This window comes from Streptomyces sp. NPDC057428, assembly GCF_042803195.1.
In the GTDB taxonomy this organism is placed as follows: domain Bacteria; phylum Actinomycetota; class Actinomycetes; order Streptomycetales; family Streptomycetaceae; genus Streptomyces.
The window spans coordinates 1-17,149 of sequence record NZ_JBHVCT010000016.1; the positions used below are offsets into that span (position 1 = coordinate 1).

General features: G+C 70.0%; 13 protein-coding genes, 1 tRNA gene and 1 pseudogene. 4 read left to right on the forward strand and 11 right to left on the reverse strand.

The window, feature by feature from the left end:
• The 3 genes from ACFU5K_RS09035 to ACFU5K_RS09045 form a co-directional block, all read left to right on the forward strand.
• Window positions 1–584 (forward strand): rhodanese-like domain-containing protein (locus ACFU5K_RS09035; RefSeq protein WP_384058428.1); only part of this gene is annotated, 584 nt, incomplete at its 5' end.
• Entirely contained in the window at window positions 581–1,795 is a 1,215-nt protein-coding gene (locus ACFU5K_RS09040) for an aminotransferase class V-fold PLP-dependent enzyme (RefSeq protein ID WP_384058430.1), read from the forward strand. The genes ACFU5K_RS09035 and ACFU5K_RS09040, both read left to right, overlap by 4 nt.
• Before the next feature lie 92 nt (window positions 1,796–1,887).
• Window positions 1,888–2,643, forward strand: a complete 756-nt coding sequence (locus ACFU5K_RS09045) for a class I SAM-dependent methyltransferase (RefSeq protein ID WP_384058431.1) — start codon at window positions 1,888–1,890, stop codon at window positions 2,641–2,643.
• 87 nt (window positions 2,644–2,730) lie between these two features.
• Here the strand turns inward: ACFU5K_RS09045 and ACFU5K_RS09050 are convergent, their stop codons facing one another.
• The 7 genes and pseudogenes from ACFU5K_RS09050 to ACFU5K_RS09080 form a co-directional block, all read right to left on the reverse strand.
• On the reverse strand, window positions 2,731–3,858 hold the full coding sequence (locus ACFU5K_RS09050) for a chorismate-binding protein (RefSeq protein WP_384058433.1): 1,128 nt from the start codon (window positions 3,856–3,858) through the stop codon (window positions 2,731–2,733).
• A gap of 125 nt (window positions 3,859–3,983) precedes the next feature.
• A complete protein-coding gene (locus ACFU5K_RS09055) occupies window positions 3,984–5,747 on the reverse strand; it encodes an ABC transporter ATP-binding protein (protein ID WP_384058435.1) in 1,764 nt (587 codons plus the stop codon).
• Window positions 5,744–7,594, reverse strand: a complete 1,851-nt coding sequence (locus ACFU5K_RS09060; protein ID WP_384058436.1) for an ABC transporter ATP-binding protein — start codon at window positions 7,592–7,594, stop codon at window positions 5,744–5,746. The genes ACFU5K_RS09055 and ACFU5K_RS09060 overlap by 4 nt, the downstream gene beginning before the upstream one ends.
• Window positions 7,591–8,754: a methyltransferase domain-containing protein gene (locus ACFU5K_RS09065; RefSeq protein ID WP_384058438.1), complete on the reverse strand. Its 1,164-nt coding sequence runs from the start codon at window positions 8,752–8,754 to the stop codon at window positions 7,591–7,593. The genes ACFU5K_RS09060 and ACFU5K_RS09065 overlap by 4 nt, the downstream gene beginning before the upstream one ends.
• Window positions 8,637–10,819: pseudogene (locus ACFU5K_RS09070) on the reverse strand (alpha/beta fold hydrolase); the annotation flags it as partial. The gene ACFU5K_RS09065 and the pseudogene ACFU5K_RS09070, both read right to left, overlap by 118 nt.
• Window positions 10,820–11,499: 680 nt before the next feature.
• Window positions 11,500–11,573: transfer RNA gene (locus ACFU5K_RS09075), tRNA-Pro, on the reverse strand.
• Window positions 11,574–11,676: 103 nt separating this feature from the next.
• A complete protein-coding gene (locus ACFU5K_RS09080; protein ID WP_384058440.1) occupies window positions 11,677–12,645 on the reverse strand; it encodes an NAD-dependent epimerase/dehydratase family protein in 969 nt (322 codons plus the stop codon).
• Window positions 12,646–12,801: 156 nt separating this feature from the next.
• Between ACFU5K_RS09080 and ACFU5K_RS09085 the strand changes: the two genes are divergently transcribed.
• Window positions 12,802–13,524: a TetR/AcrR family transcriptional regulator gene (locus ACFU5K_RS09085; RefSeq protein WP_384058442.1), complete on the forward strand. Its 723-nt coding sequence runs from the start codon at window positions 12,802–12,804 to the stop codon at window positions 13,522–13,524.
• Between the two features lie 103 nt (window positions 13,525–13,627).
• Here the strand turns inward: ACFU5K_RS09085 and ACFU5K_RS09090 are convergent, their stop codons facing one another.
• Genes ACFU5K_RS09090 through ACFU5K_RS09105 form a run of 4 tightly spaced genes read right to left on the reverse strand, consistent with a single transcriptional unit; the run spans window position 13,628 to window position 16,991 of the window.
• A complete protein-coding gene (locus ACFU5K_RS09090; RefSeq protein ID WP_384058444.1) occupies window positions 13,628–14,242 on the reverse strand; it encodes an ATP/GTP-binding protein in 615 nt (204 codons plus the stop codon).
• The gene (locus ACFU5K_RS09095) at window positions 14,220–14,591 is read right to left on the reverse strand and encodes a DUF742 domain-containing protein (RefSeq protein ID WP_384058564.1); all 372 of its coding nucleotides are present in this window, start codon (window positions 14,589–14,591) and stop codon (window positions 14,220–14,222) included. The genes ACFU5K_RS09090 and ACFU5K_RS09095 overlap by 23 nt, the downstream gene beginning before the upstream one ends.
• A 2-nt stretch (window positions 14,592–14,593) precedes the next feature.
• On the reverse strand, window positions 14,594–15,028 hold the full coding sequence (locus tag ACFU5K_RS09100; RefSeq protein ID WP_384058446.1) for a roadblock/LC7 domain-containing protein: 435 nt from the start codon (window positions 15,026–15,028) through the stop codon (window positions 14,594–14,596).
• Between the two features lie 7 nt (window positions 15,029–15,035).
• Entirely contained in the window at window positions 15,036–16,991 is a 1,956-nt protein-coding gene (locus ACFU5K_RS09105; RefSeq protein ID WP_384058448.1) for an ATP-binding protein, read from the reverse strand.
• Window positions 16,992–17,149: the final 158 nt, after the last annotated feature.

Genomic DNA, 17,149 nt, shown 5'->3' on the forward strand with positions numbered 1-17,149 from the left:
GCTGGAAGCCTCAAGAACTCCCATCATCGCAGGTCACAAGGCACTTCCTCGTTTCAGGAACGAGTGTCCACAGACACCAAGCCGGTGGATCCGGGCTCAGGGACATAGGATCGGAGCTCACCGAACCAGCTACCGCCGTCTTCATCGTGTGCGACCGCGTCGAGAGTTATCTGAGTTACATCAGGAAGCGCCGACCGGAACTCCTTGGTCAGCGGCCGGGAAACAACTCAGCCGCGTCCGTCTCACTCGAGGAGCTGCACCAGACCGCCGCGGTAGGAGTCGCAGAGGCGCAGAAATGGATAGCCGCGGAAAAGCCCCTGGTCGTGGACATGCGCAGCCCCTACGCCTTCACGGCCCTGCACATCGAAGGGTCGATCAACATCGTCGACGAGTTGTTCGAGGACCTGGTGCGCGGTGGGCTGCCGTTCAGCAAGTCCCAGTCGGTGCTGCTCGCGTGTCCCGTCGGCGAGAAGTCCTTGCGGTACGCGGCCTTGCTGACCCGCATGGGCCATCCGGACGTACGGAGCCTCACCGGAGGCATCATCGCTTGGCGTGACGCCGGCGCACCGTTGGTGCGGGAGTGACGCCCGTACACGGCGATACGGCTGCGAGGGAGGCGGAGGACCTGGCGGCCTGGAACAGTGCCGTCCGCGCGCAGTTCCCGATCGTGGCGGGGAACCCCGGTCTGGCCTATCTGGACAGTGCCGCGACGGCGCAGAAACCGCAGGCGGTCCTGGACGCCGTCCAGGAGTATCTGACGACCTCCAACGCGAACGCGGGCCGGGGCACCTACCCGTGGGCCAACAGGACGACTGACCTGATCGAGGAGACCGGAGGGCGGGTCAAGGAGTTCCTGGACGACCCGGATCCGGACACCTCGGCCGTGCACTTCGTCAGCGGCACCACCGAGGGTCTGCGCCTGGTGGCCCGGGACTGGTTGGTGCACGAACTCCGTGACGGCGACGAGATCATCGTCCCCTTCGCCGATCACCAGGCCAACGTCTCGCCCTGGCTGGAGGCTGTCGAGTCACTGGCCCGCCAGGGCACACGTGTCACAGTCCTGGAGATGCCCTACCAGGTCTCCTCAGGCGACTACGACACTGACCGGTTCGCCGAACTCGTCTCCCCGCGCACGAGGTTCGTGGCGGTCACCCACGTCCATCACGTGTACGGCGGGGACATGAACGTGCACCGGATCCGCCGTGCGGCGGGACCCGACGCGGTCATCTGCATGGACGCCGCCCAGAGCGTCGGCCACCTTCCCGTCTCCATGGCAGCGTTGGACGTCGACTTCGCCGTCTTCTCCGGACACAAGGCACTGGCGCTGCCGGGCTCCGGAGCCGTCTGGTCCCGTGCCGCCCGCGGGGCCCCTTTCGTTCCCCGCGGCTGGAGCGGCACACCGAACACCGCGGGCATCGCCAGCCTGGGAGCCGCACTGGACTGGCTCGACCGGGCTGGAACGGAACGGATCGAACGCTGGACCGTGGAGCTGGCCGCCCGGTTGACGGACGGGTTGCGGACGCTGGCGCCGTACGACGTGGTGGGGTGCCAACGGAGTCTGGCCGCGAACTCCCCGGTGCAGCAGCGGCACGGCATCGTGACGTTCAGGCATCGGGACATCGATGCGGTCGACCTGGGGTTCATCCTCTTCAGCCACGGTTTCATGGTGCGGGCGGACGGCCTCTGCCAGGGCCGGGCCGGTGAGAACCGCAGCTCCGTACGGGTCAGTCTGCATGCCTACAACAGCCGGCACGAGGTAGACCGGCTGCTGGAGGTACTCACCGAGCTGAGCTGAGCCGAGTCCAGCTAGCGCCGATGACAATCGTTTTCACCTGTAGATTCGGGGGTCACATAGCGGAACCGAGTGTGTAGAGGTGGTACAGGAAGATGAGCGTGAGCATGTCGACGGCCCAGCTGTGGGTGGACCGCTGGGAGCAACAGCAGCAGCGGTACGCGATTGACCGGGAAGAACGCTTCACCGTGGTCGCGGACGTCGTGGAACATGTGACGGCCGGTCACGAGACCCCCTGCGTGCTGGATCTGGGATGCGGGCCCGGCTCGCTGCCCGCCCGGCTGATCGAACGCCTGCCGCAGGCCGAGATCGTCGCCGTCGACATGGACCCGCTGCTGCTGGCACTGGCCCGCGCCCGTCATCCGGACGCCGCACGGTACGTCGAAGCGGTGATCGGCGAGGAGGGCTGGACGAGCGCCCTCGGACTTCAGGGGCCGATCGACGCGGTGGTGTCCACCACCGCGCTGCACTACCTCCCCGAAGGCATACTACGGAGCACCTACACCGAGCTGAGGGCCCTCCTACGGCCCGGCGGGGTACTGATCAACGCGGACCACCTGTCGCAGGACGGGGCCGGGTTCGCAGAGATCGCAGAGTTCGTCGGCGTCCGCAGGGCCGAACGCCGACATGCCTTCGACCACGAGGACTGGGAGACATGGTGGTCCGCCGTCGAGAGCGAGCCCGAGCTGACGGAGCTGTGCGCCGAGCGCCGTAAGCCAGGCTTCGTCCACGCCGACTGCGCCGTCACGCTCGGTCGGCACGTGGAGCTGCTGGCCGAAGCGGGCTTCGGCCATGCCAGTCCTGTCTGGCAGGTGGGCAACAGCTACGTCCTCGTCGCCATCCGGCAGTAGCCGCGCGGAGGGCACGGGCAGCACTGCCCCTGCCCTCCGGCAACGTGCGATACGGCCGTCACCCCTCGGCGTACCTGAGATGGGGAGCTACGCTGCGCAGCTTCTCGCACGTCTCCTCGATCTCCCGTGCGGGAACGGACTGGCCGGTGACGCCGGCGCCCGCACGGAGCAGAGCGAGGCGAAGGCCCCCCATGGGCCGGTGCCGGGACGGAGCCGTCCAGTGACACGCGAGGCGAGATGCTGCACCGAACCACGTGGCCTGACCGCCATGAATTCCTCGACCACGACGGACCCGGGGCGGCAGACCGCCTCCATCTCGTCACACGCGAGGCGCACGGAGACGGCGTGCTCGTGGATCTCCTTCGGGTCCGTGAGCAGTTCATCCCGCCGTCGGTCGTTCTCCTCCGGGTCAGGTCCCAGAGCCCGGGTGCCCGCGAGCGGCTGCGTGCTGACCCGGCCGTCCTGCCGGACCTCCAGCACCGTTTCGGGGCTGAATCCGGTGGCCTTGCGCCCGCCGAGGTCGATGAGGAACGAACGGGCGGGAGTGTTGGCCCGTCGGCCGGCGAGATAGGTCGCTGCGAAATCCGCAACCGGCCCGGCGGGCAGCACAACCGCACGCGAGACTACGGCCTTCTCCAGCAGTCCCGCCCGGATGTCCGCGACGGTGCGGGCGACGGCTTCTCCGTAGGCTGCGGTGCCGTCGGTGATGAGCTGTTCGGCCCGGTCCGGTGCCACCCCGACGGAGGCAGGCCGGGTGCCGGAAGCAGGGGCCTCAGCGAGCAGTTCGCCGATTTTGCGGGCCCACGCCTCGTCGACGGCCCGTATCTCGGCCCGGCCGGGCGTGAGGGACACCTCGACACAGGGGACCAGCGCGTGCAGCAGGGGGCGTGTACCGGCCGCCGCCGGGTCGCCGTGCAGGATGTGTGCGAGCTCGAAGGCGGACCAGCCGTAGAAGCGGCGGTCCTGATGGCCGGCGTCGCCCATGGCGTCGAGTGCGGCGGCGAACACCTCCAGCGGTCGCTTGCCCGCCTCCGCGGTCCAGGTCCGTCCGTCCGCCCTGGCGGTGACGCTCACGGCGGACGCCGTGAGCGTCACCGCGGAGCCCGCGGCGAAGTACCAGGAGCCCTTCTGTTCGTACACGGCGGACTCGTCGTCCAGTCCCGCGTCCGTGAGGCGCACGGCTGCGGCCGACGGGTCCTCATAGGGGATTTCCATACTGCTCGTACACCGGAGCTCGGGTACGGATCTCCCCCATTCCTCCCAGTCGTACGGAGAGCCTGTCGTCATGCCGGTGTGCCTTTCCAGTGGTGTTCCGCTCGTCCGCAGGGCGCGGGCCGTGGTCATCCCGTCGTCTCCAGCCGCCAGCCGTGGGCCTGGGTACGCTGTTCCCAGAAGGAGGCGTAGGTGCCGCCCGCTCCAACCAGCTCGCTGTGGGTGCCGCGCTCGGTGATCCCGCCGTCCTCCAGCACCAGGATCTGATCAGCGGTGACGACCGTGCTGAGCCGGTGGGCGATGACGAGCAGGGTCTTCTCGGCGGCGAGCGTGCGGACCGTCTCGGCGAGCAGGGCCTCGTTCTCCTGGTCGAGCGCGGCGGTGGCCTCGTCGAGGACAAGGATCGGGGTGTCTCTGAGGAGGGCACGGGCGATGGACACGCGCTGGCGCTGACCGCCGGAGAGCGCCATGCCGCCCTCCCCCACCCTGGTGGCCCAGCCGTCGGGCAGCTCCTCGATCACACGGTCGAGCCCGGAGAGCCTTGCGGCCCTGGCCAGCCGCTCGTAGTCGGCGTCCGGGGCACCGATCCGGACGTTGTCCTCGATCGTGCCCTCGAACAGATAGACGTCCTGGAAGACCAGGGAGACATGCGCGGCGAGCTCCTCGGGAGCGATGTCCCGTACGTCGACGCCTCCGACCCGGACGGTGCCTCCGGTGGTGTCCCAGAATCGGGCGAGCAGCCTGGCGACTGTCGTCTTGCCTGCTCCTGAGGGCCCGACGAGAGCGGTCATGCTGCGTGTCGGAAGGCGGAAGCTCACACCGCCGAGTACGGGGCGCGTGGCTCGCGCCTGCTCCTGGGCCGCGTCCTTCTCCGCGTAACGGAACTCGACTCCCTCGAACTCGACCTCGGCCCCTCGGGGTACCTGCGGCTCGGCGGGCTGCGGGAACGGCTGCTCGTCAAGGACGGCACCAAGCCGCTTCAGGCTGTTACGGGCGATCCGCATCCCGGCGCCCACGTCTGCCGCCCCGGAGAGGCTGTCGATCAGACGGACCGTCAGGGTGAGGAGCGCCAGCAGGGTGGGGACCGTCAGCGAACCGTCCAGGTGCCAGGACACGCCCAGTGCGAGCAGCAGGGCAAACACCAACCTGGCGGCGAAGGCGAAGGAGACCAGGCCGGGCAGGCCGCGGACGATCAGTCGGCGGTCGGCCCGCGACTCCGCGACCAGGGCGTCGTCCAACGCCCCGTAGCCTTCGGTGGTCCGGCCGAAAGCCCGCAGGACGGGCTGGTTCTGCGCGAACTCCAGTACACGGTCCGAGGCTTCGCCGATGGCACCGTCCCGGCCCTCGTCCAAGCGGCGCATGACGGCGGTGCTCGCCGCGTGTACGGCCAGCAGCACGGGGGCGCAGACGAGCAGCACGAGCGCCGTCCGCCGGTCGAAGAAGAAGGTCGCGATCACCAGGGTGACCGGGGTCAGCAGCGAGCTGATGAAGGGCCTCAGCAGGTGGGCGGGCATGTTCATCACCTGGATGACGTTCTGCCCGGCGAGGCGGCTGAACTCGGCGGCCCGTCCCGCGGTGAAGCAGCCGAGGGGCAGGTCCAGTGCCCGCGCCGCGAGCCGGCGGTGCAAGACCCTGGAGAGCTGCGAACCGACGGTGAAGCCGCCCCTGAGGGCGGCCCCCTGCAGAGCCGCGTAGCCGAGAGAGCTGACGGCCAAGCCGGTCAGCCAGGGCCACACACCGTCCGGATGGTCGCCGAGGAGAGAGCGCAGCGTGGGCATCAGCAGAGCGAAGGCCACGCCTTGGAGGACGGCCGCTGCGCACAGGAGGGCAAGCAGGGGGTTCAGCGGACGGGAGCCCTCGCGCCCCAGGACCTTGTACAACTGGCGGATCATCGTGAGCTTCCCTCTCGGATGTCGTCCCGGGTTCCGTCCGTGGGCGGCGCGGCGGAGACCCGGCCGGGTGTGCCGGACGGTTGCTCCTCCCGCTGGGCTTCCCACAACCGGGCGTACCGGCCGCCCCTGGTCACCAGGTCCTCATGGCGGCCCTGCTCGGTGATGCGTCCGCCTTCCAGGACCACGATCCGGTCGGCGGTGCGGACCGTTTCCAGCCGGTGTGCGATGACCAGCAGCGTGCGGCCTCGCGTCAGTTCGGACAGCGCGTCCTGGATCAGCGCCTCGGAGTGCGGATCGGCGTAGGCGGTGGCCTCGTCCAGGACGAGGACGGGGGCGTCGGCGAGCAGTGCCCGTGCGATGGACAGGCGTTGGGCCTCTCCACCGGAGAAGATGACGTCCGTGCCGGCCTCGGTGGCGTACCCGTCGGGCAGGGCCATGATCCGGTCGTGTACGCGTGCGGAGCGGGCGCACCGCTCGACCTCCTCGTCAGTGGCGTCGGGCCGGCCGAGGCGGATGCTGTCGGCGACGCTCGCCCGGAGCAGTCGCACGTCCTGGAGGACGAAGCCGATACGGCGGTAGAGCTCACCGGCGGGGATGTCCCGGATGTCGGCACCGCCGATGGAGACCGTGCCTGCCGTGACGTCGTGGAAGCGGGGTAGCAGGGAAGCCAGGGTCGACTTGCCGGACCCGGAGGGGCCGACGAGCGCGGTGACGGTGCCGGGGGCGAGATCCAGGTGGATGTCGCTGAGCGCGTCGGTGCGGCCGTCGTAGGAGAAGGACACTCCACGCAGGGAGACACCGTTGTGCTCGGGCACGCTCGGTGTCCCTGAGTCGGGCAGGACGGGCGTGTCCAGCAGTGCGGAGATACGGACGGCTGCCGCCTGGCCGGCCCGGATCTGCTGGATGCGGGGGCCGACCACGCCCATAGGGGCGGCGACGGCCGGGCCGAGCAACAGGAAGGGCACGAGTTCGGCACCGGTCGTCCAGCCGTTGGTCACGGACACCGCGCCCGCCACGGCCAGCAGGAGGAGCACCACGGCCGGGGAGACGACGAGCAGCGCGGCGGTCGAGGTGGCGAGCGTCGCGCGGACCCACCGGGAGAAGAAGTCGGCGAAGCCGTCGGTCGCGCCCAGGAAGCGTTCGTACGCTGTGCGCCCGCGGCCGAACGTCTTAAGGACGGCGATGCCGCCGGCGAACTCGACGGCCGCGGAGGAGATGCGGCTCAGCGCGGCTCCGTACTCGGCCATCTGCGCCCCCGCTCCCGACATGGCCCTGCTGAACAGGAACACGCCGAGGGCCAGCGGCAGGACGCTGATCAGGGCCAGGCTCGGGTCAATGGTGAACAGGTAGACCAGGGCGAGCACCGGGGCGGTGAGGACGCCGACGACATCGAGGAGTGTGTGGGCCACCAGGGTGTGCAGGGCCCGTACGTCGTCCTGGACCGCCTGCTTGACCTGGCCGGTCCCCCTCGTGGTGATCCAGCCGAGGGGCAGTCGCCCGATGTGCTGGGCGAGGCGTCGGCGGAGGGCGAGCTGGAGGTCGTTGTCCGCGAGGTGGCTGACGGCGCCGGCCGCCGAACCGCACAGCAGGGCGAGCAGGCCCGCCGCGCAGGCGAGTGCGACCAACGGCCAGAGGTCGTCGCCGCCGACCTGGGAGCCGTCGGTGAGACGGTCCGCGATGCGGGAGACGGCGATGAACGGGACGACTCCGGCGAGGGAGGCGACCGTCTGGAGGCCGACTGCGAGGGCGAGGCGCCCCCGGGCACCGCTCAGCAGGGTACGCAGCGCGGGCTGCGGGGTGGAGGGGGGTGTGAGGTCCGGAGCGTGGCCGGACGGGTGCGGCTTCACTTGACGAGGACTCCGATCTCGGGGATGGCCTGTCCGCCGGCCTCGGTGATGCGGCGGCTGGTCATGCCCGCTTCGGCGGCGAGCCGGGCGACGTCGAAGGTGTGCCAGACGTAGCTGTCGGTCACCTCGCGCACGGTGCGGCCCTCGGACAGGACCTTCCAGGTGGTGGTGAACCGCATGGCGTCGCCCTCGGTGGGCTCACCGCCGATCCACCACTCGTAGGTCTGGCGTCCGATGGTCTCTCTGAGGGACATCACCGGGGGGATGACGCGTGGGGAGGAGACGCCCATCAGTTCCACGACGATGGGTGCTCCGTCCGGCAGGCAGGCGGCGAGCCGCTTCCAGAGGGCCACCCGCTCGGGGACCGTGAGGTGGCCCGCGACGCCGAAGATGACTACGGCGGACAGTTTTTCGGGCAGGGGCAGGTCCTGGGCCGCTCCGTCCACCACGGTGACACGGCGGCGCAGATCGGGATTGCGGGCGACCCGTGAGGTGAGCATGGCGCGCATCGTTGCGGAAGGCTCCGCCACGATGATCTCCGCCTGCGGCAGTGCTGATGCGATGACCTCGGTCACGCGTCCGGTGCCCCCGCCGATCTCCAGCACGGGGCCGTATGAGGTGTCGACACCTTCGAGGACACGCCTGAGCGGTGGTCCGCGGCTGGCGGTGTGCCGGGTGGCGACCATTTCGTAGAACTCGGCCGAGGTCGAGTAGTAGTCGATCAAAGGAATCTCCAGGAGAGCGGACGGGGACGCGGCGGCCGGCTCACGGCGTGCTCGGCCACTGTGTCCGCCCGTGGTCAGCGAGGGGTCCATCCGCCGCAGGACGGTGGCGACGACCTCCCGGCGCCGGGGAGTGAGGTAGAAGTGGTCGCCGGGGAAGGTGCGCACCTCGGTACGGGCGGTCGTGAGATCCGCCCAGCCTCCGGCCCGCTCGCTGATGCGCTCCTGGCTCAGTTCCGGGTCCTCGCTGCCGGTCAGTACGTGGACCGGGCAGTCCAGTCGCGGGCGGACGGAGGGACGGTAGGTCTCGATGAGCCGGTAGCGTACGGCTCGGCGTCGTAGCGGGTGATGGCGAAGACGCTCTGCCGGAAGGCGCGGAACAGCCGTGTCATGTGCTCGGGTTCGTAGGTGCCCGCGGATTCGGGGACGGCCTCGCACATCCGCGCTATGCGGGTCGCGCGGGGCACCTCGGCCAGGGCCCGGAAGCGGTCCGCGACGTCGGCGAACTCGGCAGGGAGCGTGGCGAGCCCGCCGTCAGGCAGGGCCCCGGGGCTGCCGGCCAGGACGGCGTCGGCTGCCGCGGCCACCCGGTACTGGTCGCCGGGGAAGCCCAGCGCGGCGGGGTCGATGCCCATCATGACGGCGAAGGAGTACTCGGAGAGCAGCTCGTCGTCCAGACGGAAGCGCGGGCTGTGGCTGCTGATGACGGTGAGGCTCTCCACCTCGGCCCCGGACTCCGCCAGGTTGCGGGCCACTTCGGTGGCGATCAGTCCGCCCAGGCAGTTACCCACGACGTGGAAGCGGCGTCGGCCGCCCGCTGTGAGGGCGCGTGCGTAGTCGGCGGCAAGCTGCTCGATGAGTCCCTCGGGCGGGGAGGCGAGGAAGCCGTTCAGGTCGGGGACCTCCACGCCGACCACCTCGGCGAGTCCTGGGGAGCGTCGCCTGATCTCGGTGATCAGGGCCCGGTACGGCATGATCGTGGCGGTTCCGGCGTGCACGAGCACCGTTGTCGGCTCATCGGCCGACCGCGCACCGTGCAGGTGGATGACGGGATCGGTCCGTGTCGCGGTCCCGCTCCCCAGTGCTTCCTCCTCGCTGGTCAGTCCCCGCAGGAAGCCGGCGAGTCCGGCCACCGTGGGGCGGCGGAGCATGTGCCGCAGGACGACTTCCCATTCGAGTGCGGCGGCCTGCGGTACGCGGTCGCGCAGTTGGGCCACCATGCGGGCGACCAGCAGGGAGTCCCCGCCCAGGGCGAAGAAGTCGTCGTTCCTGGTGACGCGCTCGACCGACAGGAGCTCTGCCCAGAGCCCGGCCAGGCTGGTCTCAAGGTCGTCCATCGGCCGCTCGTCCACCTCGGGCCGGGTGGTCTCCCGGGGCAGCCAGGTCCGCAGCAGTGACCGGTCGGTCTTGCCGTTGGCGGTGCGGGGCAGTGTGTCGACCACCTGCCAGACTGTGGGAAGCATGTACTCGGGCAGCCGGGTGGCGGCGCTGCGCGACAGCTCACCCACGGGTACGTGGTGCCGGTCGCCCTTCATCGTGGCGATGAACACCTCTTGCCCGGTGGCGGCCAGCGGGTTCGCCGGCTCCGGCAGGGACACCACGTCCGTCGCCTCGTGCCGGTCGAGGAGCTCCCGCCACTGCGAGTGGGTGAGGAAGGACTGGCCGGTGTGTGCGCGTACGTCGGTCCAGGTGTGTCCGGCGACCTCGAGGAACTCCATGGAGACCAGCAGAGGGCAGTTCTCGTCACGGGTGTTCTCGACGAACACGATTTGTCCGCCGGGAACCAGCAGTTCTCGCAGCCGGCCCACTGCCGCGTCGGCGTCGGCGGCGGCGTGCAGGGTGTTGGCGCACACCACGACGTCGAAGGTGTTGGGTACGAGGCCCTGCTCGCGCGGGTCCTCGTCCACGTCGAAGCGCTGGTAGCGCACCCAGGCGTGGTCCGCGAAGCGTTCGCGTGCCTCGTTGAGGAAGAAGGCCGACGCGTCCGTGAAGAGGTAGTCCACCCCGTACTCGGCGAGTACGGGCACCAGTTCGCCCGTGGTGCCGCCGACGCCTCCGCCCACTTCCAGCACCCGCAGCCGGTCCTCGCCGGTGTGTGCGGCGGCGGTCTCGGCCAGTGCGGCGACGACGGCACGGTTGAGGTGGCGGATGGCGAGGTTGTCGCTGGAGGCGGCGTCCGCCGCCTCCAGCGCCGCGCCGGGGAAGAGGAGCTCCCTGATCCCTGTGTCCCCGGCATCAGCTCCGGCAGCCGGTCAGCGCAGGTGCGCATGACGGTGAGCAGCTCGGTGCTCCACCCGACCTCGCGTTCCAGTTCGGCGGCGCGCTGCCATCTCCGTTCCAGCTCGGCCCCAGGGATGGCAGCGAGGCCCCTGTAGGTGTCATCGGTGTCGCGGTGCGTCAGCTGCCCCCGCCCGGCCAAGGCGCGCAGCAAGCGCCGCACGATGTGACGGTGGCGGGGGGTCGAGCGCAGGGCGGTGCCCACCTCGTCCGCCGAGTGTATGGCGCCGTGCGCCTTGTCGGCGTGAGGGCGGCGGGGTTTCGATTCGCTCGCGTGGCATGCATTCGTGTCCCATGTGGAAATGGGACAGCGTCGACTTCAGGGCCTGGCTGTCGTGGATGTTGGCTGCGGAGAACCCTACGCGTAGGGGCAGTCCGCGCGCGTCGGACAGGACGTGCATCATGGAACCCGGCTTGCCCCGGTCCACGGGGCTCGGACCTGCGAGTTCGCCCCGACGTCGAGGTCCTGGCTCGATGAAGCACTCAGACCATGCAGGCACACGCTGTACAAGGCCATCGCCGCTGGGGCGCACCCTGGACCATATGGGGCGTTCGGGCTGTATCACCGGGATAAGCGTCGGACGGCCATCATTGGCGTAGGGCAGCAGCGCCAACGGTATCCGCGCCACACGCTGACTCGGGGCCAAGCCGGCGCGATACCAGAAGCCGGTCGCGGCCAGCCTTCGGGATGTCACGTCCGATGGAGGGGTGCACCGACAGCCTCTCCACGAGACGCGCCCCGCCACCGTCATCTACCTGGGACGCAGCAGAAAACCACAGGTCAAACCATGTACCGGCGCCACAGCCCCCTTCAAAGTGCACTGGTCCCCAAGCGGTCCCCAAAAATGATCAAGGGGCCGCTTCAGATCTCCCCTGAAACGGCCCCTGACCTGCGACTTCGAAAAGTCGGGACGACAGGATTTGAACCTGCGACCCCTTGACCCCCAGTCAAGTGCGCTACCAAGCTGCGCCACGTCCCGCTGACCGTCTGACCTGGGGTTTCCCCTTGGCCGAACGCGCATGAGAACAATACCGCACTTGCACCGGTGCTCACGAACCCGTTTCCGGCCGCTGACCTCGACCTTACTTGACGTCGACGACCCCGACCGGGGACGGCACTGTGTCCCGGTACCAGGCGAGGGTGACGTCCACCGTGTCGGAGAGCGGGTGCGGCGAGAGGCCGAACGCCTTCTCGATGGCGGAGGAGTCCACCGTCTGCCCCTCGGTGTGCTGGTAGAACATCTCGGCGTACTCCGCCATGAACACCTCATCGAACGGGCCGAAGGGGCGCGGCTCGGCGATCACGGCGAGATCCAGAGGCCGGCCGACGCGTTCCTCGATCATGGCGAAGATCTCCCGCGTGGTGAGCGCGGGAGCCGTGGGAAGGTGCCACACCCGCCCGTCTCCGTCCGGGCTCTCACCGAGAGCGGCCAGCCCGGCCGCGATGTCGCCTATGTAGGTGTAGCTGTGAGGGAGATCGATGTCTCCGAGGGCGGGAACCTCTCCCCCGGTCAACGCCGCCGGGAAGACAGCCCCTCCCAGCGTCGAGCTGAGCACCCCAGGGCCCACGAAGTCGGCGGATCGGCCGAGAGCGACACCGAGCCTGCCTTCCGCGTGCGCCGCGAGGTAACGGGCGTCGAGCTCAGCGCGCATCACTCCCTTGCGACTGGTCGCACGCCACGGGGTGTCCTCGGTCATCACGGTGCCACGGGTCTCCCCGTACGGGTAGAGCGAGTCGAGGACGACCAGACGGGCACCGACCGCTTCGGCGGCCGTCAGGACCGCCGCCTGGATGCGGGGCATCACCTCGACCTGCAGGTGGTAATGCACGTTGACGCAGTGATACACGACAGCAGCGCCTTCGACGGCCTCGCGCGCACCGCGGGAGGTCGCCACGTCCGCGGCGACCCGATCGACACCCTCGATGGCGGGCCCCACCCCCTTGCGGTCGACGAGGCGGACCCGGTGACCCCTCCCGGAGAGCTCACGTGCGAGCGCGGTGCCGGCCGGACCCGCGCCGAGCACCACGTGGAGAGCGCGTGCTGTGGTCATCATGTGCTCCTTCGACTCAGGAATGGTGACGCCGCATTCCTTCTGTTAGAGACAGTAACTCTTGCGATGAGGCATCGCAAGGCCCTGAGTTAGACTCCGTAACGAAAGTGAGCGCGCCTTGCACGCGTCGTCGTCGATCGACTGGAGGAACCGGTGATGGTCCGAGCGCAGGAAGGTCCACGCGCCAGGTATCGGGAGCAGACCCGGGCGGAGATCAAGGACACGGCACTGCGACAGCTGGCCGAATCGGGAGTCGGGGCCCTGGCGCTGACCCGCATCGCCAAGGAGATGGGCCTCTCAGGGCCTGCGCTCTACCGCTACTTCGCCAGTCGGGACGATCTGCTGAGCGCGCTGATCAGGGACGCCTACGACGACGCGGCTTCCGCAGTCGCCCGCGCGGCCGCCCAGGCCCAGGCGCTGAGCCCGCGCGCACGTCTGCACGCACTCGCCGGGGCATACCGTGCCTGGGCGGTGGCCGAGCCGCACCGCTACCTGCTGATCCAGGGCGCTCCCGTCCCGGGCTACATCGCCCCGGACGACACACGTGACCGGGCGCGGGCGGTTCTCGGCCCGTTCCTTCCTCTTTTCGCGGACGGGTCACCGGGCACGAGCCACTCCGCGCTGGTGGCCGAGATGACGGCCTGGCTCGCCGCCGACGCCGCAGGGGTGACTTCGTGGGTCGCCGAGTACGCCCCGGATACCGCTGCTGACCAGCGGCGGGCTGCGTACGGGCTGGCGGGCGCCGTTCTCGTCTGGGCGCAGTTGCACGGCTCGGTCGGGCTTGAGGCAGCGGGGCAGTTCGCCGGCATGGGGCACAGGGGCGACACCCTGCTCACCACCCAGCTCGACCAGCTCGCGGACGCGTTCGCACTGGACTGAACGCGCGCAGCGTTCATGAATCGCGCCGACGGACCGCGGGACGAGGTTCGGGCCCGCCGTGTTCACCCGCGAGGCAGCACTCGCGCGATGATGCGTGCCCGGGTCACGAGCGGGCGGCCCCGAAGCCCGAAAGCGGAGTCGGCGCGGTGGCGTTGAGGAGGTGCTGGACGAGGGTGACCAGCGCTCCGGTCCCCGAGCTCGCGATCCGGGCGTCGCAGAGCACCACCGGGACCTCCGGCCCCAGGTCGAGTGCCGCTCGCACCTCGTCCGGCTCGTAACGGTAGGCACCGTCGAACTCGTTGACCGCGACGACGAAACCGATGCCGCGCCGCTCGAAGAAGTCCACGGCTGCGAAGCATTCCGCGAGCCTCCGGGTGTCGGCCAGCACCACCGCCCCGAGCGCACCCTTGGACAGCTCGTCCCACATGAACCAGAACCGCTCCTGGCCGGGTGTGCCGAACAGGTAGAGAACATGTTGTTCGGAGAGCGTGATCCGCCCGAAGTCCATCGCCACCGTCGTCGCGGTCTTGGATTCGATGCCTTCGAGGCTGTCCGTCGCCGCGCTGACCTGCGTCAGGAGCTCCTCCGTGCTCAGCGGCGCGATCTCGCTGACGGCGCCCACGAATGTGGTCTTGCCGACGCCGAACCCGCCCGCGACCAGGATCTTGAGGGCCACAGGAAAGTATTCGGAGCTGTCAGAGCTGTCGTCGTAGACCATCGAGCACTGCCTCCAGCAGAGATCGGTCGGTGGGGGTGTCATGAAATGCGGGCGCGTGTGCGGTGATCGCTCCGCAGTCGACCAGGTCAGACAGGACGACCTTGGTGACGACGGCGGGCAGCCGGAGGTGAGCGGCGACCTCTGCCACGGACGTGGGACCGCCGCAGAGTTCCAGAGCGACGGTGTGTTCGGGGCCGAGGTGCGCCCGGGGCGCGTTCCCCGTGGCCATCACCAGGGAGAGCAGATCGAGAACGGTCGTCGGCCTCGTGCGGCCGTTGCTCACGGTGTACGGGCGGATGAGCCGGCCGGCCGCGTCGTCGAGCAACGGCCCGTCCTGCGGGGCCGGCACCCTCACAGCCCCGGAGTGAACGGCGCTCCGGCCGGCTGCCGGAGCGGCGTCATCAGGTAGGGCCGCACGCTCTTGACGAGCATGGCCATCTCGTAGCCCAGTACTGCGGCGTCCGCCTCGCGGCCGGAGAGGACGGCGAGACAGGTGCCGGAACCAGCGGTGGAGACGAACAGCAGTGTCGAGTCGAGTTCGACGACGACCTGCCGGACGTCCCCGTTGTCACCGAAGCGGGCACCCGCGCTGCGGCCGAGTGAATACAGCCCGGCAGCCAGGGCGGCCATGTGGTCGGCACTGTCCGCGTCCATTCCGTGGACGGATTTCACCAGCCCGTCGGCGGACAGGAGGACCGCACTGCGTGTGTAGGGCACACGTTGGACAAGGCCGCTCAGCAGCCAGTCGAGGTCCGAGACCTGACCGGACGGCATTTCGCTGATCATGGAACATCTACTCCTTGAACATGTTCTCGGTTCGGGCATCCTGCTCGGACGGCTGCGGTGCCGGGTGACCCGGAGACCGCGGATCCGTTCCGGCTGACACGGTGCCGGTGGAACCGCGGAGGGGCAGCGGGGCGAGACCGTGGGAGCGCTGAGCCCCGACGGTCACGGCCGCTCCCGCCGCGGCACCCGCCGTGCCGTACGCGTCGGCGGGTTCCAGCTCGTCAGCGGTCTGGGCCTCCGCCAGGTCGACCCCGCGGCGGAAGGCGGCCATCAGGCCCGGGTCGTGGAGCGCGTTGTCGTCCTCGGCTCTGTGGACGGGTGCCTCACGGAGCTGCGGAACCAGATGTTCCTGGTTGCTGCGCCTCGGGAGCTGCGGGCGGCCAGTGCCGCCGTGCGCGGCTGACGGACCCGCCGCGGAGGACGTACCGACGCCTTCGGCGGGCGCGGCCGGCGCGCTCGGTCCCTCGGGCCCCGCCGCCCCGGGAGGGCCCAGGGGCTCGGCGGTACGGGCGACCGGCGGGAAGGCGGCCAGGTTCGGCCGGTCGACCCGCTCCGCGCGCAGCGGCAGCGGAGGTCCCTGCTCCGGGCGCCCGCTCGCTGCGGGACGCCGTTCCGGGTCGGGTGATGGCTGCGCCACGGGATCGGCCGGTGGGACGTCGCCGGGCGGGAGGGGCGCGGCCCGCGACGACGCAACCGCCGCTGTGCCGGGTGCGGTCGTGGCATCGATGTCGATGCCCAGGAGGACTTGGGGCAATACGAGTACCGCCTGCGTACCCCCGTAGATGTTGCTCTGCAACCGGACGGCGATGCCGTGCCTGCGGGCCAGGGAGGCGACGACGAAGAGCCCGATGCGCCCGTCCTGCAGCAGGTGGGCGACGTTGACCTGGTCCGGGTCGGCGAGAAGGGTGTTCATCCGCTTCTGTTCGGGTCCGGGCATTCCGAGTCCGCGGTCCTCGACCTCCAGGGCGAGCCCGGCGGTGACACGCTGGGCGCGCAGCATTACCTGGGTGTGCGGGGCGGAGAACACCGTGGCGTTCTCGACGAGCTCGGCGAGCAGGTGGATCACGTCGGCCACGGCGTGTCCGCGCAGGGTGCCGTCGATGGGCGGGACCAGCTCGACCCGGGGGTACTGCTCGACCTCGGCGATCGCCGAGCGCAGCACCTCGGTCATGGTCACCGGGCTGCTCCACTGGCGCCTTGACACGGCGCCGCCAAGTACGGCGAGGTTCTCGGCATGGCGCCGGATGCGGGTGGCGAGATGGTCGACGTGGAAGAGGCCCTTGAGCAGGTCGGGGTCCTCGACCTGGTGTTCCAGTTCGTCGAGAATCTGGATCTCGCGGTGCACCAGGGACTGAAGCCGACGGGCGAGGTTGACGAAGACCTCGACCTTGTGTTCGTTCCCGTTGCCGCGGAACAACTTGGAAGCCTGGACGACCGCTGCCACCGCCTCGTCCTGGGTGCGGCCCATCTCGTGGGCGAGAAGGTCGAAGGCATCGGCATCCGGAGCGGCGGGAGGCGTGGCCGGGCGGGCGGCCATGGGCTCGCCGTCGCGGAGCTGCTCCACCAGACCCTTCAGTTCCGCGTGATTCCGGGCACTCGTACGGCGTAGCGCGAGACAGCGGTCGAGTACGCCGGTGGCGACACGGCCTGCGCCGATGAACGCCGCCGCCATGGCCGCCACGGCAAGCGTCCCCGAACCCCCGAGCGCCGCGACGAGACTGCCCGACGGGCGCACCCCGGAGGCCCTGATGGTGAAGATGACGGCTGCCGCCCCGCTGAGCACCGCGGCCACGGTCGGCAGGAGGGCGGTGCGCAGCAGTTGCGGCCGCAGGCGGCCTTCGGGTGCGGTGGGCTGTGCCGCACGCGGCCGGCCGGCAGCCGAATGCGAACGGCCACCCGGACGGCCGTGCCGTCCGCCTTCGCGGCGTTCCGGTCGCGCGGTGTGTGCGCGAAGTTGAGACATCATCGTCCTCGGTACGTGGGGCACCAGGAATCGGCATTCGTGTGGTGACACCTACGGCGGTCGGTCAGGCCCGGGTCAACGGCTGGGGCGGACTCGACCGATGCGAGCCCACCGTTGATCACCGACCACACACGGTAGTCGCCAATCGCCCGTGCTCG

Bases quoted from the DNA above. Each gene is read 5' to 3' on its own strand.
- ACFU5K_RS09045 (WP_384058431.1), top strand. From the start codon at position 1,888: ATGAGCGTGAGCATGTCGACGGCCCAGCTGTGGGTGGACCGCTGGGAG.
- ACFU5K_RS09050 (WP_384058433.1), bottom strand. From the start codon at position 3,858: ATGGAAATCCCCTATGAGGACCCGTCGGCCGCAGCCGTGCGCCTCACG.
- ACFU5K_RS09055 (WP_384058435.1), bottom strand. From the start codon at position 5,747: ATGATCCGCCAGTTGTACAAGGTCCTGGGGCGCGAGGGCTCCCGTCCG.
- ACFU5K_RS09080 (WP_384058440.1), bottom strand. From the start codon at position 12,645: ATGACCACAGCACGCGCTCTCCACGTGGTGCTCGGCGCGGGTCCGGCC.
- ACFU5K_RS09085 (WP_384058442.1), top strand. From the start codon at position 12,802: ATGGTCCGAGCGCAGGAAGGTCCACGCGCCAGGTATCGGGAGCAGACC.
- ACFU5K_RS09090 (WP_384058444.1), bottom strand. From the start codon at position 14,242: ATGGTCTACGACGACAGCTCTGACAGCTCCGAATACTTTCCTGTGGCC.
- ACFU5K_RS09100 (WP_384058446.1), bottom strand. From the start codon at position 15,028: ATGATCAGCGAAATGCCGTCCGGTCAGGTCTCGGACCTCGACTGGCTG.
- ACFU5K_RS09105 (WP_384058448.1), bottom strand. From the start codon at position 16,991: ATGTCTCAACTTCGCGCACACACCGCGCGACCGGAACGCCGCGAAGGC.